Origin of the sequence: Azoarcus indigens (assembly GCF_004361735.1) — a bacterium.
GTDB lineage: Bacteria > Pseudomonadota > Gammaproteobacteria > Burkholderiales > Rhodocyclaceae > Azoarcus > Azoarcus indigens.
In genome coordinates this window covers 307,439-330,739 of the sequence record NZ_SNVV01000003.1, presented here as the reverse complement: position 1 = coordinate 330,739, position 23,301 = coordinate 307,439, and the positions used below count along the sequence as shown (strand labels likewise).

Here is a 23,301-nt window from a genome sequence, read left to right as displayed (position 1 = left end):
TGCCCGGCGCTGGGGCAAACCCGCGGCCTGCGAAACGCCCACCCATCCAGGTGGGCGTTTTGCTTTGCGCGCCGGCTTTCCTTTGCTGCCTTTCGGCGCGCGCCGGGCCGGCGGACGAAACGTTTGCCGGGCGCGCGGCCTCGAAGCTCCAGGTGCCGGTGCACCGGCCTGTCTCGCAAGCCCGCGCCCGTGGTCGGCACCCATGGGGCGTGGAACAGGAGATCACACCATGAGCGCATCGCCTGCCCACATCGCCGTCTCCACCAGCAAGGATTTCAGCGCCAGCGCCGAGCAGGTGTTCGATGCCTGGCTGGACCCGGCCCAGGTGGCGAACTGGTTCGCACCCGGCCTGGGGCCGATGTGCCGCATCGACATCGACGCCCGCGTCGGCAGCGGTTTTCACCTCGACCAGGAGCGCGCCGGCGGCATCGCCCGCCATCAGGGCGAATACCTCAAGCTGCAGCGTCCGCGCCGCCTGGCCTTCACCTGGCAGGTAGAGGGCGGCGAAGGCTACAGCCTGGTGCAGATCGACATCCAGCAACTGCCGGATGGCGGCTGCCGCCTCGAGCTCATCCACACCATGGATGCCGTCTGGGCCGATTACGCCGATCGCACCCGCCAGGGCTGGGCCAACATGCTGGAGGGCATGGCGCGCGGCCTGTCGCGCGAGGCGGAGCAGGGCGGCGCCGAGCGCAAACTGGTCATCACCCAGGCTTTTCCCGCCACGCCCGAGGTGCTCTATGCCGCCTGGACCGATCCGGTGGTGGCCGGCGGCTGGCTGTTCACCGGCGCTGGCAGCGAACGGGCCGAGCATCTGCTCGACGTCCGCCCCGGCGGCCGCTGGCAGATCACGGACCGCCGCGACGGCACCGACTACACTGCCTGTGGCGAGTATCTCGCCGTGGAACCGGCGCACCGGCTGGTCTTCACCTTCGCCATGCCCCAGTTCTCGCCCGACAGCGACCGGCTCAGCGTCGAATTCGAGCCAGCCGGCGACGGCTGCCTGCTGCGCTTCACCCAGGAAGGTGCAGGCGTCGCCACCGAACTCGCCAGCCTGCCCGACGGCACCGTCAGCGGCAGCGAAGCAGGCTGGCGGGAAATGTTCGATCGCCTCGCCACCCTGCTGATCCGCAGCAGCGGCCGCGCCGAACAGCCGGATACCGCCACCCTGCATTTTGAACGCCTGCTGCCCGGCAGCCCGGACCAGCTATGGCCCTGGCTGACCGACAGCGACAAGCGCGCCCTATGGCTGGCAGCCGGTGAAATGCCGCAGGGCGTGGGCGACGCCTTCGAACTGCACTTCGACAACACCCGCCTGTCGCCGCGCCGTTCGCCCGTCCCCGAACGCTTCCGCCGCTACGACCAGGCCTGCACCACCGCCCACCGGCTCACCTGCCGGGAGGCGCCCCATCGCCTCGGCTTCACCTGGGGCGGCGAGGGCGAGGAGGCCTCGGCGGTGCACATCGAGCTGTCCGCTGCCGGTGACCGGACCCGCCTGACCCTCACCCACGACCGCCTGGTGGACGGCGCCGAACGCATTGATGTCGCCAGCGGCTGGCACACCCACCTCGCCATCCTCGCCGACCAACTCGCCGGCCGGACCCCGCCGCCGTTCTGGCTGCTGTTCGAGGGGCTGGAGACGGACTATGCGAAGCGGCTGAAGGCCGCCGATCTGGACGTGGGGGTTTAGCGCAGGGAAGACGCCAAGCCCGGCGATCTCGCGCGCTGACCGGCATCGCGGCGGCGGCCCCGGCAGCCAGACCGTCCCGGCGGCGCTGCGGTAGCATCCGGCGCTCCTACTGACTGGAGCCCGCAATGGCAATCGAGCTGAACAAGGACGCGCGCCGCGAGGCCATCGCCTCCATCGAACGCTACTTCCGCGAATACATGGAAGAGCCCATAGGCAACATCGCCGCCGGCGGCCTGCTCGGCTTCTTCCTGGAGGAGATAGGCCCGGCGATCTACAACCAGGCGGTGGCGGACGTGCAGGCGCGTCTGCAGGCGCGGGTCATGGAACTGGACATCGAGATCCATGAGGAGGAGTTCCAGTACTGGCGGAAGCTGGAGCGGGGCGGGAAGGGGAGGAGGTGAGCTTGTGTGAGGCCGCTGCCCGGGTGGGTGGAGTTCTGCATTGCGGGGGCAGGCGGCTTCCGAGCAGCGCGACCATTGAACCTTGAGGAGGGCTGTCGTTCAACGTTGAAGCTGAGCCGCGAGCCGCCCGCTTGGCCCACGGTCTCAGGCAATCTGCTCGATACGGCACGCCGCACAAAGCGGGTAGGGGCAATGAAGCCGGAAAGCAGGTGCTTCATTCTCTTGAACAACTCGCCATACATGTAGAAGGCCAAACTAGGCCGCAGCATCATCAAGGGGCACGAGCAGATGAAGAAGCTTGCGCTGCGCTTCATGCGCTCTCTTTGCCAACCGTAGGCTTCACTCAAAAACCACTTGAACTTCGATGAGTGAAGTTGCGCCTAGGGTAGCCTTGCAAAGGCGGCCAATTTCCACGGTCTCTGCCAGGATAGCCATTCGCTTCGCGTCTTCAGCAGAAATCTTCATCATTTCTTGATAGGCCTCGATTTTTTCTGGAGAGACGTCTTTTGGAGCTTCGTGCTGAGGAGTGCAAGTAAGAATTAGGTTATCTCCTGAGTATGTCGCATTTATACCCCGTGTCGTTTCATCATCTATGCCTTTTAAGACCTGTTTTTTATCGATTTTTAAACTGTATTGGTCATGCGAAAAACTGCCCCCCAACACGCAAAGATCTATGTTTGACGACACTTCACCAATTTTCACCGAGTTCGATTGACACACTGGCTTTCCGGGTTTCGACACGATTTTGAGCCTTGGAGCGTCCTCTGCTATGACGACTGACGATAAGGAGGTCAAGGAGATCAAAGTCAATAAACTGGCTGAAAAGCGCGTATTCATAAAGAGTTCCTTCAGGAGAGACGGATCAATAATTAAACCTAATAGGTCGATGCAACAGTAATTCGCAGATGGGCGGTGAAAAATCCGACCCCTCAAAAGCGTCTCCAAGACGTTTTTTTCACCGAGGGAAGGGCTGGGCCGCCCCCCGAAAATCGTCATGTTCACAACTTCAATGGGTTCTGCATCACCCTGTTAACCTTGCTTTAGGGGCCACAGTCTTGCCGCATAACATCGGCATGTCTGCTCACATGCTCTGTAAGTTACTGATTGGAAGCAGGAGCTACACAAGGCAACATAACAAGACAGGAGAAGCTGCAGCCGACGGCATGGTGAGTGTACGGTTGACAGCGCACACAGGCCAAAAGCATACCTCCTCGCCGACGTGGCAGCTATCTGGACGAGGAAGACTGGCGGCATCTGGCCGAAAGCGCTTTTTCCGGGTGTATAAGCCCGGCTAGAAGCTGCAGCAATCCAAACAAATAGCCCCGGCGTCCTGAACAAGGACGCCGGGGCTATTTGTTTCGCGGCCGCGAATTCAGCCCATCGTCAGAACCGATGCCCCAGCACCAACTGGAAGGTTTCCAGTCCGGGGTTGGGGAGGTCTATGCCGGCGTTGGAGTAGTGGGTGACGCGGGCGCCCAGCCAGGTTTCGCCGGTGCCGCCGCGGCTGCCGCCCCAGGCGACGCCGAGGCCGATGTATTCGCCGAACTGGAAGCGGGTGGAGAAGTCCTTGGAGCCGAGGTTGTTGCGCGACAGCACGTTGAGGCCCAGGCCGAGTTCCAGGTAGGGCCTCAGCGTTTGCACCGGCGGTTCGAAGCGGAAGTTGGCGAAGGCGCCGCCCTGCCACATGTCGTCGCCTTCGTGGTGGTGCAGGTTCAGCTGCAGTTCCGGCGAGCCGGTGATGCGCCAGCCGCCGGGGGTGCTGGTAAACCAGGGTGCCATGGTCCACTGCAGGCCGTAGCTGTCCACGCTGTTGCGGGTGCCGCCGAGCAGGGCGAAGCTCTGCTGGGCGAAACAGGCGGGGGCGATGCCCGCAAGCGCGCCGGTGAGGGCGAGGGTGGCGGCCAGCCGGGAGCCGCGCTGCGGGCTGCGGCGGGTACGAGCGGAATTGGCATTCTTCATGGTGTTTTGTCCTTGTTTTCACCGCGGCGCGGCGACGCGCTGACCCAGCAAAACCTGTTCCCGCCGGTCCGGGCAGTCAGGCCGGCCCCGGCGGCGCCCCGGGAGTGCGCCCGCGGGGCCGGAGCGCATCCATTTTGTTCCTCTTCGCTGTAATTCCTACCGCTGCGGCTCGCCGGGGCTGTCTTGCCGCTGCCGGCCGGTCGGGAACAGGCTTTGCACCGCGATAGCTTGTGCAATTGCCAGTGCGAGCGAGCGCCGCATGGAGGCTATCGAATGGTGAGAGAGGCGTGTGATGGATCTGCTGGCTCATACCGGCGTGCCGCTTGAGGATCAGATGCTGACCTGGCGCGAGATGGCCGGGAAGCCGATCAGCAAGTTGGACGACGACGCCTTTACCCGGGTGAGGGTCATCCTTATGAACGCGCTGGAGCTGGATGCGATGCGCCTGCAGGATTCCGGTGCCCGCAACGAGGCGGACTTGCGCCTGTCGCTGGCCTGCGTGCGCCGCATCGAGCAGCACCAGGCCACGGCGGTGAGCTGGATGCTGTCCGCCGACCACTCCGCGCTGGAGGCCACGGTGGCCTGCGAGCAGGTGGCGGTGGAATTGACCGCCGCCATCGCCCAGCACGAGCAGGATCCCTACCTCGCCCAGGTGTACCGCTTCGGCCTGCTGGAGAACCTGGACCGCCTCTACCGCTATGCCGCGCTGCTCGACCGTCTGGAGGGCAAGGATGCCAACAACATCCTGCAAGGCTACACCGACATCGTGCCCGGCCGGCCCACCCCCGAAACCCATCGCGCACCGCGCGACGACCTGCGCCGCCCCAGCGGCCCGAAGGCGAGGCTGGCATCCCGTTTGCACATGATCCTGGTGGCCGCGGCGGCGCTTCGGGCGCGGGATTACTACATGACCGTAGGCCCGGCCTTTGCCGACCCGGTGGCACGCGAGCTGTATGCGGAGATCGCCTCCTGCGGCGAGCAGCACGCCACCCAGTACGGCACGCTGCTGGCGCCGGGGCGGACATTCCTCGAGAACTGGCTGCTGCACGAGGCGGCCGAGGTGTATGCCTACTTGAGTTGTGCTCAGTCAGAAAGCAATCCGCGCATACGCGCGGTGTGGGAGCGCTTCTGTGACTACGAGCTGGGCCAGCTGCAGCATGTGGGAGAACTGATGCGCCGCCATGAACACCGCGACCCGGCCGAGCTACTGGCCCCCGGCCTGCCGGCGCCGCTCGAGTTCCGCAACCAGCGCGACTTCGTGCGCGACGTGCTGAGCGAGGAGGTGCATCTGCGTGCCCGCGACAGCGGCTTCGTCGACCGGGGCGGCGAAAGCGCCGAATCGCTGGATTACCGCCGCCGGGTGAATGCAGACGGCTCACCCTCCACCCAGGTGGCCCAGTCTTACCACTGGACGGCCGGCACCGAACTCAACCGCCCGCGGCCGCCGTCCTGAGCCTGCTCACTTCCTTCCGCCGCGCCTGCGGCTTGCCGAGGATTTGCGATGAATGCAGCCGATACCCCTGTTTCCCGCTTCGTCCGCCGACGCCCCCGCAGCGGCGCCGCCGGCTTCAACCGCACTGGTGCCCAGACCTCGCCGCTGGCCTTGCGCAGCATGCAGTCCTACGCCGACGAGCAGGTGGCGCTGCCGACACCGATTGCCGACAGCGCTGCCGGCAAGGGTATCGCGGCGATGCGGCTGGCCTATGTGCGCGATGCCGGGGAGGTCGGATCGGTACCCATGCCTGGGGCCATCACCGGCGCCTTCGCCCTCTGCGCCACCCGCCTTGCCGGTGGCGCGGCGGAGCTGCTGGTGGACAAGCTGGGCGAGCGCCTGGCCTGGGAGCGCAGCAGCGTGCGCCTCTATCAGGCCTTGATCGACAAGGCCACCGCGCTGGCGGCTAGCACCGCGCTGCCGCTGGAGGTGGAGGAGCTGCGGCAACTGCGCGACGAGGCGCTGGAGCATATGCACATCGCCACCTCGGCGCTGGACTCCCTGGGTGCCGACTCCTCGGCCCTCACACCCAGCGCCGCCATCTCCGCGCTGGTCACCCACGGGATCACCCAGGTGCTCACCGATCCCCGCACCACGCTGCACCAGTGCCTGGAGGCCATCCTCACGGTGGAACTGGCCGACGAGGCGAGCTGGGAGTTGCTGATGCGCCTGGCCGAGGCGGCCGGGCAGGACGAACTGCTGTTCCACTTTCACCGCGCCTTCCGCCACGAGCACACCCATGTGAGGAAGCTGAAGCGCTGGCGCGACGAACTGGTGCTGGGCGCGCCGGACCACTGAACCGACGCCGGGCGGTGCGCCCGGCATTCCGCGTCCCGCCAGGGCGCTTCACCAGCAGGAGGACATCATCATGGAAGAAACCCGCTTTCCGCCCGACCCCAAGGATCCGGTGCAAGGCAACGGCCAGCGCGCGGACGCAAGCCGCGCGGGCGATGACGACGTCAAGATCTACTCCAGCGACAGCGGCCACCAGCTCGGCCCCCAGCCGGACGCCGGCGAGGGCGACCAGGGCGAACAGGACGGTGCGCACAACGGCCGCCTGGCTACGATGGATGCCCGCTGCCGGGAGCAGTTCGCCGAACGCCCCTGGACGGTGTTGGGCGTCGCCACCCTGGCCGCCGGCGCCCTGGGCGCGGTGGCCGGCTACTGCTGCGGCAAGCGCCACGGCAGCCTGTTCTGACGCGCGGCTGGCAGGGGCCCACCACGGCTGCTGAAGGCCGCGGACGGCCCTTGCCGTCGCGCACCCTTTCCCCCGATCAAGAGGACGACACGATGAGCGGAAACGAATCCGGCAAGAGCCTGCCGCCCCAGCATCAGGAAACCCAGCCCGGCCATGTCGCGCCGATGACGCCGCAGCCTTGCGACGAGATGCGCGGCTATACCGGCGCCGGGAAGCTCAAGGGCAAGGCCGCCATCGTCACCGGCGGCGACAGCGGCATCGGCCGCGCGGTGGCCATCGCCTTCGCCAAGGAGGGCGCTGATGTGACCGTGGTCTATCTCAACGAGCATGAGGATGCCGCCCATACCCAGCGCAAGGTCGAGGCCGAGGGCGTGCGCTGCCTGCTGCTGGCGGGTGACGTGGGTGACGAAGGTTTCGCCGCCCGGGTGGTGGTCGAGACCACCCAGGCTTTCGGCCGGTTGGACATCCTGGTGAACAACGCCGCCGAGCAGCACCCGCAGGACAGCCTGGCGGCGGTGAGCCGCGAGCAGGTGGAAAAGACCTTCCGCACCAACGTCTTCTCCATGTTCGACCTGTGCCGCCATGCGCTGCCGCAGCTGAAGGAAGGCAGCTGCATCATCAATACCACCTCGGTCACTGCCTATCGCGGCAGTTCCCACCTGCTGGACTATTCCGCCACCAAGGGTGCCATCGTCGCCTTCACCCGCTCGCTGGCGCAGGCGCTGGCGGAGAAGGGCATACGGGTGAATGGGGTGGCGCCGGGGCCGATCTGGACGCCGTTGATTCCCTCCACCTTCGAAGCGGAGCAGGTGGAGAAATTCGGCGCCAAGCAGCCGCTGGGCCGTCCCGGCCAGCCGGACGAAGTCGCGCCCAGCTACGTTTTCCTCGCCAGCGCGGACTCCAGCTACATGAGCGGGCAGGTGCTGCACCCCAATGGCGGCGAGGTGGTGAACGGCTGAACGCAGCCGGGCCTGCCGGCCGTTGCCTGCCGCCGCCCCCGGCGCCGGCCTGCTCCTGCCGTGGATACGCCGGGGCGCGGCGCCGAGGGCGCTTAATGCGGCGCAGGCGGGCCGTGCAGCAGCGCCGGCAGCACCACCCGCTCGGCGCAGTACCAGCCCTCGTCCGCATGGGCGAACACCAGCTTCTGCGCCGGCGCCAGCGTCTGCTCGCCCACCTCGGTGACCAGCGCGCCGGCGGCCTCCAGTGCCGCGTTGCGCAGCCGTACGGAGGCGCTCTCCGGCAAGGTCCGGGTGCCGGCCTCGCAGCCGGCCACCGTGCCGGCGGGCAGGCCGAGCAGGGTGTCCAGCTCGTCCTGGGTGCGCTCCAGGACGCGGCGCAGGAAGTGGATGCCATCCGGGGCCAGGCGGTGATGGGAGCGGCTAAGCTCCAGGGTGATCGCCCGCATCAGCCCGTCCGGGTCGCGGTACTGCACGCCGCCGCCGGCAAGCTCCTCGTAGCCGTTCTTCAGCCACAGCTCGTTCAGGCCGCCGATGTGTTCCTTGTGCATGAGTCGCCCTCCAGGCTCGAAACGGTTCCGCGCACGGCTGCAAACCACGTTCCGTGGCGTCGGTGGAAGAAGCGCCGGCGCGGTCCGGCGGGGCACGCCCGGGGTATGGCGCGCGGCTGCGCCTCCCGGCGGTGCTGGCTGCCGCATCCATGCCGGCATGCAGGCGCCGCCCGCCGCGTCGGACCGCGCCGGCGGGAGGGGATTCCCGCGGCGGCCCGGCGCCGGAAGCGGTGCACGCGGAGAAGCAAGCGAGGATTTGCGTCGCGGCTCCTGCGGAACGTGTCTTGCAGCTTCCCCTCCGTACAGGCGCCGGCATCCGGCCGCGCCGCTTTTTTCGGGGGATACACCATGGCTCAATCCGAACTTTCGTCCGAGATGATGGCCTGCATCCAGGCTTGCCGGCATTGCCAGCGCATCTGCCTCAACATGGCCACCGGCCACTGCCTGGAGAAGGGCGGCCGGCATGTGGAGCCGGAACACCTGCGCACCATGCTCGTCTGCGCCGAGATCTGCGGCACCGCGGCCGACGTGATGACCACCGGCTCCACCCTGCATCGGCAGGTCTGCGCGGTCTGTGCCGACATCTGCGATGCCTGCATCTCCAGCTGCCGCGATCTCGACGAGATGGACGAGTGCATCGACGCCTGCGAGCGCTGCAAGGACAGCTGCGAGGCGATGACCTCGGAGTGAGGCGCTCGCTCCATCACTGGCAACGGGGGCAGCTTCCCGTTGCCGATGCAGCCGCCCTTGCAGGGCGCTCCCTCTGCCCAGCCCTCCCGCGAGGCGCGCCCAGGCAGAACCGCGCATGGGAATGAAGACTTGCAGACTGCAGGGCCGGGGTGGAGCCCGGGCGCAGCCGGCCACCTTCGGTGCCATCCTTCGTCCAGCTGATTTATCCCTCAGGCGGGCAAGCCCTCCGCGCGCCAAGGCGGGGCCGCTCCTCCGCCGCTTCCGCCCGGCCCATGCCGACGGCTACAGATCCGGATTCCTGTCCTCTCCGGTGCCGATGTCCAGCCGCCCATCCGCCGCGCGGCTGGCGCCCGGCGCTTCTTCCTTGTCCGCTTTCAGGGTGCCCATGCGTTCGCCGAGCGCGACAAGGTCCAGCCGGCTCTTGCGCGCCAGCGGGAAGATCACCTTTTCCACCTGGTCCATGTGCTGGCCCAGGCGCTCGGCGAGCTTGTCGAAGGCATCGCGGTAGCAGCCATCGCGGTCTTCACCGCCATCCACGCCCTGGTCCACCGTGACCAGGCCTTCCGCCTGTTCCAGCAGCTTGCAGTTGATCTCATGCTCGGCGCGCGCCTGGCCTACGGCGGGGTCGTCGCAGACCTCGGCCAGGGCGGGGTAGAAAACTTCGCTTTCGAGGCGGCAGTAGTGGATGAGCCGGCGCCGCAGCGCCGGCAGGGTCTCGCGCAGGGCGAAGTCGCCGCGCGCAGGCGCGCTGGGCGACACGCCGATGGCGACCGTATCAGCTTTTTCGCGCGCGGCGGCGAACAGCGAACGCAGGTCGCGGTGCTGGGCCTGGAGTAGCTCCAGGGCATCGGGGCTGCGGGTTTGCTTCATGGTCGTCTCCTTCCCGGCCGGGCCGGTTGAACGCGAACGCGGCCAGTGCGGCCGCCCGGCGGCTACGCAAGACCCATGCCGCCGTGGCGGGCGCGGAATCTCTGCCCGCTCGTCATGAGGCGGCGGGTAGGAATTACATCGGGCGGTAAGAATTTCGCGCCTTTCCGGGCCGCAGGAACGGGCTTTTCCCGTGGCCTCTCCGCGCCGCGCGCCAGTCTCTGGGGCGCCGCCCGGCGGCGCGCTGGCGGCTTGGGCGGCTTTGCGCCGGGCGGGGTGGGCTGCGCGGCCGGGCGGCGGGGCTTTCCTTCCCGCGCCGGGGGACGGGCCGGGGTGTGGAATGGGGTTTGCTCAGTCAGCGCAAGCGGTTTGGTGCCGCGAGTATCCCTCCGTCAAGTCTTGTGAGGTCTAGCCATGGAAACCCGGACCATAGAAGCCACGACAGTCGAAAGCTCCCCGCTGATCAATGGCATTCACTGGAGCGCCATCTTCGCCGGCCTGGCGGTAGGCCTGGGCGTGCATTTGCTGCTGATGCTGGCCGGCATTGCCGCCGGTTTCGCCGTCTACGGCGCTGGGGCACGGCCGGATGGTGGAAGCGTGTCCGTCGCGGCGGCGGTGTGGAACACCTTGAGCATGCTGATTTCCGCCTTCGTGGGCGGCTATGTGGCGGCGCGCAGTTCCGGTCTGCGCCGCAGTTCAGACGGCATGCTGCACGGCGTGGTCTCCTGGGGGGCGACCATGCTGTTCTTCGCTGTCATCACTGGCTCCCTCACCGGGAACGCGGTTACCGGCATGTTCGGCATGGCGGCTTCCACGTCCACCGCGGCGGTGGCGCAGGCGGACGATTCCACCGTGGGCGAGTTGTTCGCCAGCCTGGAGCGGGGCGACCGAGCCAGCGCGGTGAACCTGTTGCGCGACCGCCTCGGCTTGAGCGAGGAGCAGGCCGGCCGGGCGGCAGACCAGGCAATGGCGATGATGGGCCGGACCAGCGCAGGCGCCCAGCCGGGCACCGTCAACGATGCTGCGCAGGCCGCCTCCATCGCCAGCACCTGGCTCAGCGTCGCCATCCTGCTGTCGCTGATGGCAGGTGCGGCCGGCGGCACCGTGGGCGCCCGCAGCGCCCGTATGCGCGCCATGCCGGGCCGTTACGGCGAGCGTCGCGTGGTGCGCACCCGCAGCACCGCCCATCGCGTGCCTACCGCGACCTGAACCCCCGTGTGATGCCGGCGCCGGTGCCAGCCGGCCAGCGCCGGCTGCGCACGATCCCGGAAGAAGGAGACCCAGTACATGACTGCAAGCACGTCGTCCCGCAGCGGTCTGGCCGGCCTGGGGCCGGCCCAGCCCGGCGAGGAGCCAGCAAGCTCGGTAGGCAGTGAAACCGGCCGCGCCGGGGAGGTCGATCCCTTCGTGGGTTCGGCCGAGGTGCCACCGGATGCCGCCGCCAGCGGCGAGATCCAGGGCGCGGAGCGGTCCCGCTTGCCCTCCGGCCGCAGCGATGGCGATGTGATCGCGGTGGACCGGCTGCAGGGCCAGGAAGTGAGCGGGGCGGGCGGTGTCCTTCTCGGCCGCGTCCGCCATGTGCTGGCAGATCTGACCGGCGGTCGCATCGCCTTCCTGGTGCTCGAACTGGAAGGTCGCGGTGGCGACTGGCTGTGCGCCGTGCCCTGGCCCGCCTTCCGGCGCAAAGGGGAAAGGCTGGAGCTCCCCCACGGCGCCGAGGAACTGCGCCAGGCCCCGGGCTTTTCCGCGGGCAGCTGGCCTTCCTTCGCCGACCCGGACTGGCTGGAGCAGCTCTATTTCTTCTTCGACTGCATGCCCTATTGGGTTGCCGACCGCCGCTGACGGCGGGCGGGCCCGCCCGGGAACGTCGCTTGCAGGCAATTGGCGGACAAGGCAACAGCGGCGGGCGTTTCCGCCGCCGGCGACGGTGAGGGAGCCAGCATGGCGAGGGTGATCTGGAAAGGCGCGGTGAGTTTCGGGCTGGTGCACATCCCGGTCTCGCTGCTGCCGGCCACCAATCGCGGCGGCGTGGACTTCGACTGGCTGGACCGCCGCAGCATGGACCCGGTGGGCTACAAGCGCATCAACAAGACCACCGGCAAGGAAATCAGCAGCGAGAACATCGTGCGCGGCGTGCAGTACGAGAAGCACCGCTACGTGGTGCTGGAAGACGAAGAGATTCGCGCCGCTTACCCGGAGGCCACGCAGACGGTGGACATCGTCTCCTTCGTGGACAGCCGGGACATCCCGCCGATGTTCATCGACACCCCTTATTACCTCGCGCCCGAGCGCCGCGGCGAAAAAGTCTATGCGCTGCTGCGCGAGGCCTTGCGCAAGACCGGCCGCGCCGGCCTCGCCCGGGTGGTGTTGCACAGCCGCCAGCGGCTGGCGGTGCTGCTGCCGGTAGGGCCGGCGCTGGTGCTCAACACCCTGCGCTGGGCGGCGGAAGTGCGCGGCATCGACGAGATCGGCCTCAAGGCCGAGACCCTGGAGGCCAGCGTCGCCAAGAAGGAGCTGGACATGGCCACCCAGCTGATCGAGGGGATGAGCGAAGACTGGGCGCCGGAGCAATACAGCGACAGCTTCGAGGCCCGGATCATGCAACTGGTCGAGCGCAAGGCCCGCGCCGGCAAGCTGGAGACGGTGGAGAGCGGCCGGGTTGAGAAAGAGGGCGGTGGCGGCGCCGACGTCATCGATCTGGCCGAACTCCTCAAACGCAGCCTGGCCGGCAAAGGCAAGCCGGCGGCGGCGAAGACCCCGGCGCGGACCAAGGAAGGCGAAACCCGCAGCCGCCGCAGCACCCGCAGAAAAGCCGGCTGAACAGACCGGCGCCCTGACAGGGAGAGACCTCCAACCCCGACACCGAGAGCACGCAGAGGCCAGGACGACAGAGAGCCCCGGCAGAGAGACGGATCACGGCCCGCTTCCGGAAGAGGAGCGGGGCAGGCAGGCGGGGCGCGGTGGCCGGTAAGGCTGCCGCGCCCCGCGGATGAAAGACACCGCGTGGCAACAGCGCGCCCGGCGAAGCCGGGGCTGGAGGGAGAAGGGCATGGAGGACGTGGGAAGAGGGGACTCTGTGGGGGAGTCCGCAGGGCGCAAGGCCGACGCCGCGGGCGAGGGCGGCACCGCCGCCCTCGCCGAGTACGACCGCAAGCGCGATTTCACCGCGACGGCGGAGCCGCCCGGGACGCGCGGGAGCGGCGAGCGCAAGCATGCCGCGGCTGCCGCTGCCGGGCTGCGCTTCGTCGTGCAGAAGCATGACGCCAGCCACCTGCATTACGACTTCCGCCTGGAGATGGACGGCACGCTCAAGAGCTGGGCGGTGCCCAAGGGCCCCAGCCTGGATCCCGAGGTGAAGCGCCTGGCCGTGCAGGTGGAGGACCACCCGCTGGAGTACGCCGGCTTCGAGGGCCACATCCCGGAAGGCCACTACGGCGGCGGCGACGTCATCGTCTGGGACCAGGGCGCCTGGCAGCCGGCCGAGGCCGATCCCGCCGCCGCCTACCGCGCCGGCAAGCTCAAGTTCCATCTGCTGGGCGAGAAGCTCTCCGGCGGCTGGACGCTGGTGCGCACCCGCTACGGCGACGCCGCCAGGGACAAGGCACAGTGGCTGCTGATCAAGGAGGCGGACGAGGCTGCCCGCAGCGAGGGAGAGTACGACATCCTGGCGGAGCGGCCGGAGAGCGTGTTGAGCAAGGCGCTGCTGCCGCGCGAGCAGGGCGGCGGGAAGGCCGCCGGGAAGGCCGCCGGGGGCAAGGCGCGTACCGCCGCCAAGGCGGTGAAGGTGCCGGCCGGGGCGGAGAGCGCCCGCGCCGCCGCGCGGGCGACCGGAACCGCGAAGGGGGCCGGTACGCAGGCGGAGCCCTCGGCCGGGAAATCCACCGGCCGCGCCGTCGCGGCCGCTGCCGTGGCGGACAAGCCGTTGCGCCGTGGCCGCAAGGCTGGCCTGCCGGCCTGGATCGCGCCGCAACTCGCGGTGGCGGTGGACCAGCCGCCGCCCGGGCAATGGCGCTACGAACTCAAGTTCGATGGCTACCGCCTGCTCGCCCGGCTGGAGAACGGCAAGGCCCGCCTGCTGACCCGCAACGGCCACGACTGGACGTCCAGGCTGGGCCCGCTCAAGCGCGCGGTCGAAGCCCTGGGTTTGAGCAACGCCTGGCTGGATGGCGAGATCGTGGTGCCGGACGAACGCGGCGTACCTGACTTCCAGGCCCTGCAGAACGCGCTGGAAGAGGGCCGCAACGGCGATATCCGCTACTACCTCTTCGACCTGCTGCATGTGGACGGCGAAGACCTGCGCAGCCTGCCGCTGGACAACCGCCGCGCTCGCCTGCGCCAGCTGCTGGGGCCGGAGGGACATGAGCACATCTACTACTCGGAAGACTTCGCCGTGCCGGTGGAAGACATCCTTGCCGGCGCTTGCGAGCTGCACATGGAAGGCGTGATCGGCAAGCGCGTGGGCAGCTACTACCGCTCCGCCCGCAGCACCGATTGGATCAAGCTCAAATGCAAGCTGCGCCAGGAATTCGTCATCGTCGGCTATACCGCGCCGCAGGGCGGCCGCCAGGGTTTCGGCGCGCTGCTGCTGGGCGTGCATGACGAGCGCGGCGTGCTGCGCTATGCCGGTCGAGTCGGCACCGGCTTCACCAGCGAGAGTCTGAAAGCCTTGCACGCCCGGCTGCAGCCGCTGCGCCGCGACGTGCCGGCGGTGGAAGGCGCGCCCGCCAGCGGCGTGCGCAGCCGCGGCGTCAGCTGGCTGGCGCCGGAGCTGCTGTGCGAAGTGGAGTTTGCCGCGTGGACGCGCGAAGGCGTGGTGCGCCAGGGCGTCTTCCACGGCTTGCGCGACGACAAACCGGCGGCGGCCATCCGCCGCGAGCCGCGGCTGGCCGCCGCCGCACTCGCGGTCGAAGCGGGGGACAAGAAGATGGAGCGGAAAGCAGCCAAGGGCAGGGCGGGGCATACCAGTACCGGCAATGGCGCCGGCAAGCGGGCGGTGAAATCCTCGCCGCTGGTGTCGCCGGGCGACGCGCCGGACGAAGCTCCGCCGGCGGGCAGCCACGGTGCCAGGGCGGCCTCGCGCGGGGCCGCGCCGGCAGGGGCGAATGTGGCGGCCACCGCCGGCAAGGCCACCAAGGCCACCAAGGCCACCAAGGCCACCAAGGCCACCAAGGCCACCAAGGCCACCAAGGCGGCCCAGGCGGAGGCCGGCGCTGCGGCGGCCAGCGCCGGGAGGGCGGGGAAGAAAGCCGGAAAGCCGGCAGATACCGCCTCCACCGGAGCGGCGGCCGGGTCGTCGCGGCGCAAGTCCGCCCGGCACAGCCCCGAGCGCGTCGCCGACATCGGCATCAGCCACGCCTCCCGCGTCATCGACGAGGCCAGCGGCTACACCAAGGGCGAGCTGGCCGCCTTCTACTGCCGCATCGCCGACCATCTGCTGCCCCACCTCAAGGGCCGGCCACTGTCGCTGCTGCGCGCGCCCACCGGCGTCGCCGGCGAACAGTTCTTCCAGCGCCACGCCGAGAAGATGAGCATGCCCGGCATGCGCCTGCTGCCGGCCGAGCTGGACCCCGGTCACGATCGCCTGATGCAGGCCGACGACCTGGAGGCGGTGGTGGGCGCGGTGCAGATGGGTGCGATCGAGTTCCACACCTGGAATGCCGCGTCCGCCCGCATCGAGCGGCCGGATCGCATGGTCTTCGACCTCGACCCAGATCCCGCGCTGCCGTGGTCGCGCATGGTCGAAGCCACCCGGCTGGTGCTCACCCTGCTGGACGAACTCGGCCTGGAGGCCTTCCTCAAGACCAGCGGCGGCAAGGGCATGCATGTGGTGGTGCCGCTGGCGCGCCGGCACGGCTGGGACGAGGTCAAGGCCTTCGCCCGCGCGGTGTCCCTGCACCTGGCGCGCACGCTGCCGCAGCGCTTTGCCGACCGCATGGGGCCCAAGAACCGCGTCGGCAAGATCTTCGTGGATCACCTGCGCAACCAGCGCGGCGCCAGCACCGTCAGCGCCTACTCGGTGCGCGCCCGGCCCGGTCTGGGCGTGTCGGTGCCCATCGCCCGCGAGGAACTGGAGCGCATAGACGGCGCCGCCGCCTGGACGGTGAATACTGTCGAAGCCCGCCTCACCAGGCTCAAGCGCGACCCCTGGGAAGGCTACGCCTGCCGCCAGACCCTGACCCGCGCCATGGCCCGCCGGCTGGGGCTGAAGGCGGAGGAAAGCGGAGAGGGCTGGGAGGATTGAGGGCCGCCAGCCTCTGCGGGGCCCGCCCCTTCCCGCGCCCGCGCCTGGCCCGGCAACTGCCGCCGCATCCGGCGGACGCACCCCGGCCGCTGGCGGAGGCCCTTGTCTGCCCGCCGCCGCCTGGCTGATCTCACACCGTCCCCCAGGCCGTTCCCGGTTTCCCCCGGCGAGAAACAAAGGCATCGGTGCCGCTGGTGCCCACTGTGCCTTGTAGACAGCACCGGGCGGCTCCGGATTTCGCCCTGCTCCGTTCGAACGGATCAGGGCCCGCCTGTCCGGCCTGCGCGCTTCTGCGGCAGACTCCCGCTTTACCGCTATCGCGCGTGGGCGCCGGTTTGCACAAGGGGGGCCGCCGCGCGCTCCTGCTTCGTCTCGCCAAACCAGCTATCAGGGAGAAAAAAATGGGCAAACCGGGCCGGACTCCGGCAAGCATGCCAAGGCGGCGCATCGCCGCCGTACCGCGGTGGCTGGCTGCCGCTTGGGCTCCGTTCCCGCGGGCTGGTGGCGCGCAGTGGGGCCGGGGCGCCCGGCGTGGCGGCATCATGCGGGCCCGGCGGCGGGCGGGGCTGCGTTTGACCCTGGCCGCCGGGCTTGCCCTGGCCGCCTTGCTGCCGCCCATCGCCGCCATCGCCGCAACCGGGTCGCCGCCACCGCTGCCCGCGCTCGGTCTCGACACCGGCCGGGTTTCGCTGTCCGGTCTGTCCTCCGGTGGTTTCCTCGCCGTGCAGTTTCAAGTGGCGCATGCCGATATCGTGCAGGGGGTCGGCATCATCGCCGGCGGCCCTTATTACTGCGCCCAGGGGCAGCTGCGGCGGGCCTTGAAGGACTGTATGTGCGCAGACCCGGAGCAGTGCCGGGGGGATGCGCTGAAGGCCGACATTCCGGCCGCCATCGCCTACCTCAGGAAGGCGGCAGTCGCCGGCGAGGTCGCCGATCCGGCCCAACTGGCCCGCCAACGTGTGGTGCTGCTCTCCGGCGGCGCCGATACGGTGGTGCCCCCGGCGGTGGCCGACCGCCAATTGGCCGAGTTCTACCGCGCGGCGGGCGTGCCGCCGGAAAACCTGCTGCGCCCGCCGCTGCCGCCGGCCACCGCCCATCAACTGCCAACCCTGGATGCCGGCACCGACTGCGGCAAGCAGGTGCCGCCCTACATCGGCCGCTGCGGCTTCGATAGCGCCGCCGCCATCCTGCAAGGCATCTACGGCGAGCTGCGACCGCCCGCTGCGGAGAAAGCAGCCAACTGGATCGCCTTCGACCAGCGCCCTTACGACCCCCGCCGCCAGCGCGGCGTCTTCGGCATCAGTGGCGTGCATTTCTTCCCCTCCGGCCTGGATGACAGCGGCTGGCTCTACCTCCCCGACGCCTGCCGCGCTGGCGAGCTCTGCCGCCTGCACATCGCCCTGCACGGCTGCCGCCAGGGCCAGAACTACGAGCTCGGGAACGAGGAGGGCGGCAGCAACGGCCGCTTCGGCATGCTCTACGCAAAATCCACCGGCCTCGCCCGCTGGGCGGAAAGCAACCACATCGTGCTGCTCTTTCCGCAGGCGAAGCCGATATCGCCGCTTCCGTACTTCTACGCCGCCAACCCGCTGGGTTGCTGGGACTGGTGGGGCTACAGCGGCGCGGCTTACGCGACGCGGAATGGCGTGCAGATCCAGGCGTTGAGGACGATGGTGGATAGACTGGGGGCGGGGCGGCAGCGCAAATGAGCTTGCATTGGCGCCGCTGGGAAATGCTGGTAAGGCTGATGGGATAAATGACGTTTGACTGAATGGGGGCCCTGTGAGCTAATCAGGACGTTCAACATTCTTCCAGGAAGGTTGATCCTGATTAGTCGCCTGTTCGCCGCTGGATTCGCTGAAGGCTTTGAAGCAGCGGCTTCTTTCTTCGATCTACGTATCTTTTAAGGGATTCAAAGGGAGGTATGAATGCCATACGCCTTGATTTCGTTCTTGATGTTCGCTTTATGGTCTTTTGTGGTGTTCTTTTTTTTTCGACCATTTAGCTATTTTTCGATCTTCCTTTTTGTTTCGCTTGGAACGGTGCTTGCCGAATTGATTGCGGCGAGCTCAAAGAGCCTGAAGCCGAGAGTGAAGATCAAGTCAGTAGTGTTGCTTGCAGCGGCGAACGCCATGGTCGCCGCAACTTTTCTCGTCACGTTCTTCCACCTTGTTTTGGCCGCCATCCAGATATCCGGACCGGGGTTGCCATATACCCCGCCACCTCTGGGTGTCCTCTTCGGAAGATATTCAATATGCGTTTTTATATCGTCGTTTCTAGCGCTGCTGCTCGTGCGCTGGCTTTGGTCACCACCCCGCGCTCAGGGTGAGCTTCCACAGGCCGAGAGGTAGTGTTCTGTGGGGTGTCGAGACGCTGGAGGTAACTGCGTTTGCTTCTTGGTATCAAGCATCAGAAGGGGCTGATGGGGATTCTGATTTTCGTTGCCCCGTAGCTGGCGCTCTGGACATTTATTGCATGGGATAGACGCCGCTTGACGACAGCGGGCTTGAACCCGGCCCCGTCAGCCCGACAGCGATGACGCTGGGCCACAACAGCTGAGGTGGATGCGGTCATGGCGCAGGCCGGCGCGGCGGGAGCAAACATCGTCAAACCCGCGCAGGGCACCTTCTACGGCGGGTATGCCGGCTACTTCCAGGACCCGGATGGACATCTCTGGGAGGTGGCCTGGAATCCGCAATGGTCGGCTGAGACTGGGGCCGGGTCTGGGGCCAATGGAGCCTGAGGCCGGGCCGGCTCTCCATCGGCTGATGGCTTTCGCCAGGCTTTCAGGAAGTGCCCGGCCTGCAATGCCGGTCGCGCGCTGCATGCCAGAACGGCCGTAAGAACGCCGTTGCCGGGAAGGGCGAGCCTGAATCGTCCTTTCACTATTGCCTCAGCGGCTTTTGCCGATGGTGCTTGTACCTTCTTCCTGAGTGCCATCCTCCCGCGCCCGCCTCCCCATGTACGACCGCTCCCCCGCCGGCGCCGACTCCGCGCCAGGCAGCCCGGCGCGATGCACCTGCAGCGTCGGGTGATCGTGCAGCGCTGCCTGCAGCGCGGCGACCACGTCGGCGCGCAGCGCGGTCCAGGCGGGGCCGCCGGCGGTGGCGTGGCGCTGGTTGAGTTCCAGTTCCACGCCGATGTAGCGCGCGGCCGGGTAGCGGCGGCGCAGCCAGGTGCAGAAGCCGTCGGAGCGGCCGGTGTAGGGATAGTTGCGGCGCAGGCGGAGTTTGGGCGCGCGGCCGTGCAGGGCGGCGAGCCAGCGCTGGCAGAGGGCGACTTCGCCGGGGCGGCCGGGGTCGTAGAGGAAGCCGACGTCGGCGTTGCGCACCCGGCCGTCCATGATGGGGGTGAAGCTGTGGCTGGAGAGGTGCACCACGGTGGCGCCGCGGGCTATGGCGGTGGCGATGAGCTTCTCCACTTCTTCCCGGTAGGGCAGGTAGTGCTCGGCATGGATGCGGGCGCGCACTTTGTGCGGCAGCGGCCGGGTGATCTCGGAGTAGCGCCTGGGGTGCCCGGGTGAGCGGTTGAGGTCTACCAGCAGCCGGCTTGTGGTGGCGGCGACCAGCGGGGCGTCCAGCGCGGCGGCCATTTCCTGGGCGAGGAGGAGGGCGCCGGGGTCGTGGCCGCGGTGGCTGTCCAGCAGCGGGGCGTAGCCGGCGAAGTGTTCCCGGTACTCCGGCGGGATGTGCTTGCCGCCGTGCTCGCAGCTGACGAGGACGAAGAGGCCGCCTGCGGGCGCGGCCGGCGCGGCGGTGGCGCCGTGGCCTTTCAGCGGCGGGCGCCGTACTGGCGGTTGTCTTGCAGGCATGCGCTCAACTCCCGGTAGACGTCGCGCAGGCGGCCCGGGGCGTCGTCCAGCGCGATGGCGAGGCGGCGGGCCAGCGGCCCGTGCTCCTGGATGAAGCGCAGCGGCGCGCGCGCCTCCGCCGGCAGCTGTCCCCTGGATTCGAAGCGGGCGAGCAGCGCCGACCACAGCTCGCCGGCGCTGCACGGCCCCGTGCCGCAATCCAGCAGTTCGAGGTAGCGGGCGTCATCGATCTCGGCGCGCTCGGCGTCGCGTATGCAGCGCTCGAAGAGGGCGACCAGGGCCGGAGTGTCCAGGCCGGCGTCGGCCTGGGCGCAGGCGCCGTCGTAGAGGTGGCGCACCAGGGCGACGGTGGCGGCGGCGATGGCGAGGTCGGCGCTCGGGCATTCCTGGGTGTCCAGCACCCGGATCTCGATGGCGCTGCGCTCGAAGCGGGGTGCGGCGCCGCGCACGTTCAGCCATTCGTGGCGCAGTTCGCCGGCGTCGCCTTTGCACGGTACCGCGCCGTATTCCGCCACTTCCCGGTACATCGGCGCCAGCACCTGGGCGCGGTATTCCGCTTCGGAGTGGCTGGGTTCGGGAATGCAGTCGCCCATGGAGGAGGGCACCTCGCGCTGGTGCTGGCGGTATACCGCCAGCCGGTAGTCCATGCAGCCGGTGGGGCGGCTGTCGGCCCAGGGCGAGCTGGCGGCCAGCGCCGGCAGGATGGGCAGGGCCAGGCGGATGGCGGCGTGCAGGCGGGCGAATTCCCCGTCGCCGGCGAAGGGCAGGTTGAGGTGCATGCTCTGCAGGTTGCCCCAGCCGTGGCGGCGGCAGTTGAAGATGCGGTCGTAGCAGCTGTAGAGCGCGGCGCGGTCCCAGGTCCACAGCCGGGTTTCGGTGCTGGGGTCCATCCAGGGGTGCATGCCGCCGGGCAGCAGCCGGGCACACATGCCGGCCAGCAGCTCGTTGGCGGCGCGCACCTCGGCGTGGAAGGCCTCCGCCAGCCCTTCCAGGCGGGCGACCGGCGCCGGGTTCTTGATCTCGATGACGTGCAGCGCCAGCTCGTTGGACCAAGCCATGGCGCCGCGCGGCACGTCCGCCGCCGGGTGGCCGGCGGCGGCGCACAGCAGCTGGTCGGCGATGGGCTTCACGTCGAGGTGGGCCTGGTCGACGATCATGTATTCCAGTTCCACCCCGTAGCCGGAGAAGGCGGGGAGGGGCCGCGCGGCCGGGGCCGGCGGGAGATGCGTGTCGCTCATGCTTCGCCTCCGTCGCGGCGGCGTTCCAGCCGGCGCAGGAAGACCCCCATGACTTCGCGGTACAGGGCGTCCTTCAGGATGCCGTCCTCGTTGCCCGCGTCCACATTGGGGTTGTCGTTGATCTCGATGATGCAGTAGCGGTTGCCCGATTGCTTGATGTCTACGCCGTAGAAGCCGTCGCCGATGAGGTTGGCGGCACGCAGGGCGATGTCCACCACTTCCTCCGGCGCCTCGCCCACCGCCAGCGCCTCGGTGGCGCCTTCGCGCGGGCCGCCGTCGGCCTTGTGGTCGATGATCTGCCAGTGGCCTTCGGCCATGTAGTACTTGCAGACGAAGATGACGCGGCGGTCGAGCACGCCCACCCGCCAGTCGAAGTCGGTGGGCAGCCATTCCTGCGCCACCACCAGGTCGGACTTCTCCAGCAGGGTATTCACCTGTTCGCGCAGTTCCTGTTCGGTCTCCACCTTGTCCACGCCGGAGGAGAAGGAGCTGTCCGGCTGCTTGAGCACGCAGGGCAGGGCCAGCAGCGGCACTACCTGGTCGATGTTGTCGCGGTGGATCAGCAGGGTGCGCGGCGCCGGCAGGTTGTGGTGGGCCAGCAGCTCGGCCAGGTAGACCTTGTTGTTGCACTTGAGGATGGAATCCGGATCGTCGATCACCACCAGGCCTTCGCCTTCGGCGCGGCGGGCGAAGCGGTAGGTGTAGTGGTGGACGAAGGTGGTGTCGCGGATGAAGAGGGCGTCGAACTCGGGCAGGCGGCCGAAATCCCCCGGGGTGATGAACTCCGGGCGCATGCCCAGGGCGGCGGCGGCGCTGGCGAACTTGTCCAGCGCGGCCGGGTTGGAGGGCTGCTCGCCACCGTCCGGGTTGTGCAGGATGGCGAGCGCGTAGTCGCGCGCCGGGCGGCCGTCGTCCAGCCGGGCGCGGGTGGAGAAGTGGCTGGCGGCGGCTTCGTAGAGGAAGTTGCGGTGGGTGTCGGAGAGCTCGTTGATGCCCAGCAGCCGCACGCTGCGGGTGTGCCAGTGGCCACCGGCGCGTTCGAAGCGCACCCGCAGCAGGGGCGCCTGCAGCAGCGCGAACAGCTGCTGGGCGAGCACGTTGTAGCGCTGGGTGAGGTTGCGGCCGAAGTACACGCTGAGCTCGAAGCGGTCTGCCTTCAACGGCGCCAGCGTCTGCTCCACCAGCTGCGACAGCGTGGCGGTGAGTACCTGCACCAGGTTCTGCGACTGCAGATCCTCTATGGTGCCGGCGCGCGGCCACGGCCGGTGGCCGCGCGCCTCGGCCAGCAGGGAGACGTAGTAGCCCAGGCTCTGGTAGCGGTAGGAGCGGCACAGGTTGAATACCCGCGCCGCCCGGTCTTCGCCGTAGGCGGGGTCGGTGAGGTAGCGGCGGGCGGGGACCACGGTGATGCCGGCCCCGCCCGCCGGCCAGTCTCCGGCGTCGTCTACAACGATCAAGGTGCTCATGGCTGGTCTCCGGTGTGGTCGTGCTGCCGGCGCGGTGCGATCACCAGCAGGTTGGCGTCGTGGGTGACGATGCCCAGCAGCACGGCGTTGAACACGCGGTCCATGCGTATCCAGTAATCGCGGGTGCCGCCGTAGGGGTGGGGGCCGTAGGGGTCGGCCACCAGCAGCTTGCGCGCCGGCCTGTCGTAGCCGGCGATGACGACGAAGTGGCCGGCGGGCTTGCCACGCACGTCATCGGGGATGTCGGTGGGGCCGTACTCGCGCGCGGTGCGGTAGAGGAAGGTGGAGCTGAGGCCGGTGATGATGGGCCAGCCGCGCCGCAGCAGGCCGCGCACCAGCGGCGGCGAGAGGTCGCTGAAGCGCAGCTTGCCGCCCAGGCGCAGGAATTCCAGGTAGCCCTCGGTGGCGTGCAGCAGGCGCGGGTCGGTCTTGAACTCGCGCTGCATGCGCAGGCGTTCGGCGATGTCCATGCGCTGGCGGAACCAGGTGGGGTCGAACACGGTGACGTTGTAGGTGTAGATGGTGGCCGAGTAGCCCCGGGCGAGCGCGTCGCAGGCGAGGAAGACGGCGAAGGTGCCGCCGTGGGTCAGCGTGCGGGTGCGGCCTATCACTTCCTCCAGCGGCGCGTCCTCCCCCCAGTAGCGGTAGATGGACTGCAGGCAGGTGGGGCCGCAGGTGGTCTCGGTGGGCTGGGGCATCATGTTCAGCGGCAGATGCAGGGAACTGGGCAGCATGGCGGGC

The 23,301-nt window shown here is 68.7% G+C and carries 22 protein-coding genes; 14 read left to right on the top strand and 8 right to left on the bottom strand.

Annotated features, from left to right (window positions below; all coding sequences use genetic code 11):
* The first annotated feature begins 229 nt into the window (after positions 1 to 229).
* Positions 230 to 1,690, top strand: a complete 1,461-nt coding sequence (locus tag C7389_RS05835; protein ID WP_162851681.1) for an SRPBCC domain-containing protein — start codon at positions 230 to 232, stop codon at positions 1,688 to 1,690.
* 125 nt (positions 1,691 to 1,815) lie between these two features.
* The gene (locus tag C7389_RS05830; RefSeq protein ID WP_133589259.1) at positions 1,816 to 2,091 is read left to right on the top strand and encodes a DUF2164 domain-containing protein; all 276 of its coding nucleotides are present in this window, start codon (positions 1,816 to 1,818) and stop codon (positions 2,089 to 2,091) included.
* A gap of 339 nt (positions 2,092 to 2,430) precedes the next feature.
* Here C7389_RS05830 and C7389_RS05825 read toward each other — a convergent pair whose 3' ends face one another.
* Positions 2,431 to 3,087 carry a hypothetical protein gene (locus C7389_RS05825; protein WP_133589257.1) on the bottom strand — a complete coding sequence of 219 codons (657 nt, stop codon included), beginning with the start codon at positions 3,085 to 3,087 and terminating at the stop codon, positions 2,431 to 2,433.
* A 387-nt stretch (positions 3,088 to 3,474) separates the two neighbouring features.
* Complete coding sequence (locus tag C7389_RS05820; RefSeq protein WP_133589255.1) at positions 3,475 to 4,050, bottom strand: acyloxyacyl hydrolase; 576 nt, start codon at positions 4,048 to 4,050, stop codon at positions 3,475 to 3,477.
* Between the two features lie 292 nt (positions 4,051 to 4,342).
* Here C7389_RS05820 and C7389_RS05815 point away from each other — a divergent pair, with 292 nt between their 5' ends.
* The 4 genes from C7389_RS05815 to C7389_RS05800 all read left to right on the top strand — a co-directional run bounded on the left by C7389_RS05815 (position 4,343) and on the right by C7389_RS05800 (position 7,699).
* Positions 4,343 to 5,503, top strand: coding sequence for a hypothetical protein (locus tag C7389_RS05815; RefSeq protein WP_133589253.1), 1,161 nt, complete (start codon positions 4,343 to 4,345; stop codon positions 5,501 to 5,503).
* Positions 5,504 to 5,551: 48 nt separating this feature from the next.
* On the top strand, positions 5,552 to 6,340 hold the full coding sequence (locus tag C7389_RS05810) for a ferritin-like domain-containing protein (RefSeq protein WP_246034645.1): 789 nt from the start codon (positions 5,552 to 5,554) through the stop codon (positions 6,338 to 6,340).
* A gap of 70 nt (positions 6,341 to 6,410) precedes the next feature.
* Positions 6,411 to 6,740, top strand: a complete 330-nt coding sequence (locus C7389_RS05805; protein ID WP_133589251.1) for a hypothetical protein — start codon at positions 6,411 to 6,413, stop codon at positions 6,738 to 6,740.
* A gap of 92 nt (positions 6,741 to 6,832) precedes the next feature.
* Positions 6,833 to 7,699 carry an SDR family oxidoreductase gene (locus tag C7389_RS05800; RefSeq protein WP_133589249.1) on the top strand — a complete coding sequence of 289 codons (867 nt, stop codon included), beginning with the start codon at positions 6,833 to 6,835 and terminating at the stop codon, positions 7,697 to 7,699.
* A gap of 92 nt (positions 7,700 to 7,791) precedes the next feature.
* Here the strand turns inward: C7389_RS05800 and C7389_RS05795 are convergent, their stop codons facing one another.
* Positions 7,792 to 8,247: a helix-turn-helix domain-containing protein gene (locus C7389_RS05795; protein ID WP_133589247.1), complete on the bottom strand. Its 456-nt coding sequence runs from the start codon at positions 8,245 to 8,247 to the stop codon at positions 7,792 to 7,794.
* A 348-nt stretch (positions 8,248 to 8,595) separates the two neighbouring features.
* On the opposite strand from C7389_RS05795, the gene C7389_RS05790 reads away from it, so the two are divergent.
* On the top strand, positions 8,596 to 8,937 hold the full coding sequence (locus C7389_RS05790) for a four-helix bundle copper-binding protein (RefSeq protein WP_133589245.1): 342 nt from the start codon (positions 8,596 to 8,598) through the stop codon (positions 8,935 to 8,937).
* 282 nt (positions 8,938 to 9,219) lie between these two features.
* Here C7389_RS05790 and C7389_RS05785 read toward each other — a convergent pair whose 3' ends face one another.
* A complete protein-coding gene (locus C7389_RS05785; RefSeq protein WP_133589243.1) occupies positions 9,220 to 9,807 on the bottom strand; it encodes a hemerythrin domain-containing protein in 588 nt (195 codons plus the stop codon).
* 411 nt (positions 9,808 to 10,218) lie between these two features.
* Between C7389_RS05785 and C7389_RS05780 the strand changes: the two genes are divergently transcribed.
* The 7 genes from C7389_RS05780 to C7389_RS05750 all read left to right on the top strand — a co-directional run bounded on the left by C7389_RS05780 (position 10,219) and on the right by C7389_RS05750 (position 18,788).
* Positions 10,219 to 11,013 carry a hypothetical protein gene (locus C7389_RS05780; RefSeq protein ID WP_133589241.1) on the top strand — a complete coding sequence of 265 codons (795 nt, stop codon included), beginning with the start codon at positions 10,219 to 10,221 and terminating at the stop codon, positions 11,011 to 11,013.
* Positions 11,014 to 11,091: 78 nt separating this feature from the next.
* Positions 11,092 to 11,646, top strand: a complete 555-nt coding sequence (locus tag C7389_RS05775) for a PRC-barrel domain-containing protein (protein ID WP_133589239.1) — start codon at positions 11,092 to 11,094, stop codon at positions 11,644 to 11,646.
* 99 nt (positions 11,647 to 11,745) lie between these two features.
* The gene (gene ku, locus C7389_RS05770) at positions 11,746 to 12,624 is read left to right on the top strand and encodes a non-homologous end joining protein Ku (protein ID WP_133589237.1); all 879 of its coding nucleotides are present in this window, start codon (positions 11,746 to 11,748) and stop codon (positions 12,622 to 12,624) included.
* A gap of 256 nt (positions 12,625 to 12,880) precedes the next feature.
* Entirely contained in the window at positions 12,881 to 16,045 is a 3,165-nt protein-coding gene (ligD, locus tag C7389_RS25370; protein WP_281275358.1) for a non-homologous end-joining DNA ligase, read from the top strand.
* A gap of 572 nt (positions 16,046 to 16,617) precedes the next feature.
* Positions 16,618 to 17,754 carry an extracellular catalytic domain type 2 short-chain-length polyhydroxyalkanoate depolymerase gene (locus C7389_RS05760; protein ID WP_246034644.1) on the top strand — a complete coding sequence of 379 codons (1,137 nt, stop codon included), beginning with the start codon at positions 16,618 to 16,620 and terminating at the stop codon, positions 17,752 to 17,754.
* A 219-nt stretch (positions 17,755 to 17,973) separates the two neighbouring features.
* On the top strand, positions 17,974 to 18,396 hold the full coding sequence (locus C7389_RS05755; protein WP_133589233.1) for a hypothetical protein: 423 nt from the start codon (positions 17,974 to 17,976) through the stop codon (positions 18,394 to 18,396).
* 221 nt (positions 18,397 to 18,617) lie between these two features.
* Entirely contained in the window at positions 18,618 to 18,788 is a 171-nt protein-coding gene (locus C7389_RS05750; protein ID WP_425455557.1) for a VOC family protein, read from the top strand.
* Positions 18,789 to 18,938: 150 nt separating this feature from the next.
* On the opposite strand, the gene C7389_RS05745 is transcribed toward C7389_RS05750, so the two are convergent.
* Genes C7389_RS05745 through C7389_RS05730 form a run of 4 tightly spaced genes read right to left on the bottom strand, consistent with a single transcriptional unit; the run spans position 18,939 to position 23,294 of the window.
* Positions 18,939 to 19,856: an N-formylglutamate amidohydrolase gene (locus C7389_RS05745; protein ID WP_133589231.1), complete on the bottom strand. Its 918-nt coding sequence runs from the start codon at positions 19,854 to 19,856 to the stop codon at positions 18,939 to 18,941.
* A complete protein-coding gene (locus C7389_RS05740; RefSeq protein ID WP_133589229.1) occupies positions 19,817 to 21,094 on the bottom strand; it encodes a carboxylate-amine ligase in 1,278 nt (425 codons plus the stop codon). The genes C7389_RS05745 and C7389_RS05740 overlap by 40 nt, the downstream gene beginning before the upstream one ends.
* The gene (locus C7389_RS05735) at positions 21,091 to 22,560 is read right to left on the bottom strand and encodes a RimK family protein (protein ID WP_133589227.1); all 1,470 of its coding nucleotides are present in this window, start codon (positions 22,558 to 22,560) and stop codon (positions 21,091 to 21,093) included. The genes C7389_RS05740 and C7389_RS05735 overlap by 4 nt, the downstream gene beginning before the upstream one ends.
* A complete protein-coding gene (locus C7389_RS05730; RefSeq protein WP_133589226.1) occupies positions 22,557 to 23,294 on the bottom strand; it encodes a cysteine peptidase family C39 domain-containing protein in 738 nt (245 codons plus the stop codon). Before C7389_RS05730 ends, C7389_RS05735 begins: the two co-directional genes overlap by 4 nt.
* Positions 23,295 to 23,301: the final 7 nt, after the last annotated feature.

What these genes read in the sequence shown, in the direction of transcription:
- C7389_RS05780 (WP_133589241.1), top strand. Translation starts at nt 10,219, where the DNA reads ATGGAAACCCGGACCATAGAAGCCACGACAGTCGAAAGCTCCCCGCTG.
- C7389_RS05830 (WP_133589259.1), top strand. Translation starts at nt 1,816, where the DNA reads ATGGCAATCGAGCTGAACAAGGACGCGCGCCGCGAGGCCATCGCCTCC.
- C7389_RS05750 (WP_425455557.1), top strand. Translation starts at nt 18,618, where the DNA reads ATGGCGCAGGCCGGCGCGGCGGGAGCAAACATCGTCAAACCCGCGCAG.
- C7389_RS05735 (WP_133589227.1), bottom strand. Translation starts at nt 22,560, where the DNA reads ATGAGCACCTTGATCGTTGTAGACGACGCCGGAGACTGGCCGGCGGGC.
- C7389_RS05805 (WP_133589251.1), top strand. Translation starts at nt 6,411, where the DNA reads ATGGAAGAAACCCGCTTTCCGCCCGACCCCAAGGATCCGGTGCAAGGC.
- C7389_RS05790 (WP_133589245.1), top strand. Translation starts at nt 8,596, where the DNA reads ATGGCTCAATCCGAACTTTCGTCCGAGATGATGGCCTGCATCCAGGCT.
- C7389_RS05815 (WP_133589253.1), top strand. Translation starts at nt 4,343, where the DNA reads ATGGATCTGCTGGCTCATACCGGCGTGCCGCTTGAGGATCAGATGCTG.
- C7389_RS05835 (WP_162851681.1), top strand. Translation starts at nt 230, where the DNA reads ATGAGCGCATCGCCTGCCCACATCGCCGTCTCCACCAGCAAGGATTTC.
- C7389_RS05795 (WP_133589247.1), bottom strand. Translation starts at nt 8,247, where the DNA reads ATGCACAAGGAACACATCGGCGGCCTGAACGAGCTGTGGCTGAAGAAC.
- C7389_RS05730 (WP_133589226.1), bottom strand. Translation starts at nt 23,294, where the DNA reads ATGCTGCCCAGTTCCCTGCATCTGCCGCTGAACATGATGCCCCAGCCC.
- C7389_RS05810 (WP_246034645.1), top strand. Translation starts at nt 5,552, where the DNA reads ATGAATGCAGCCGATACCCCTGTTTCCCGCTTCGTCCGCCGACGCCCC.
- C7389_RS05825 (WP_133589257.1), bottom strand. Translation starts at nt 3,087, where the DNA reads ATGACGATTTTCGGGGGGCGGCCCAGCCCTTCCCTCGGTGAAAAAAAC.
- C7389_RS05820 (WP_133589255.1), bottom strand. Translation starts at nt 4,050, where the DNA reads ATGAAGAATGCCAATTCCGCTCGTACCCGCCGCAGCCCGCAGCGCGGC.
- C7389_RS05775 (WP_133589239.1), top strand. Translation starts at nt 11,092, where the DNA reads ATGACTGCAAGCACGTCGTCCCGCAGCGGTCTGGCCGGCCTGGGGCCG.
- ku (WP_133589237.1), top strand. Translation starts at nt 11,746, where the DNA reads ATGGCGAGGGTGATCTGGAAAGGCGCGGTGAGTTTCGGGCTGGTGCAC.
- C7389_RS05800 (WP_133589249.1), top strand. Translation starts at nt 6,833, where the DNA reads ATGAGCGGAAACGAATCCGGCAAGAGCCTGCCGCCCCAGCATCAGGAA.
- C7389_RS05785 (WP_133589243.1), bottom strand. Translation starts at nt 9,807, where the DNA reads ATGAAGCAAACCCGCAGCCCCGATGCCCTGGAGCTACTCCAGGCCCAG.
- C7389_RS05755 (WP_133589233.1), top strand. Translation starts at nt 17,974, where the DNA reads ATGCCATACGCCTTGATTTCGTTCTTGATGTTCGCTTTATGGTCTTTT.
- C7389_RS05740 (WP_133589229.1), bottom strand. Translation starts at nt 21,094, where the DNA reads ATGAGCGACACGCATCTCCCGCCGGCCCCGGCCGCGCGGCCCCTCCCC.
- C7389_RS05745 (WP_133589231.1), bottom strand. Translation starts at nt 19,856, where the DNA reads ATGCCTGCAAGACAACCGCCAGTACGGCGCCCGCCGCTGAAAGGCCAC.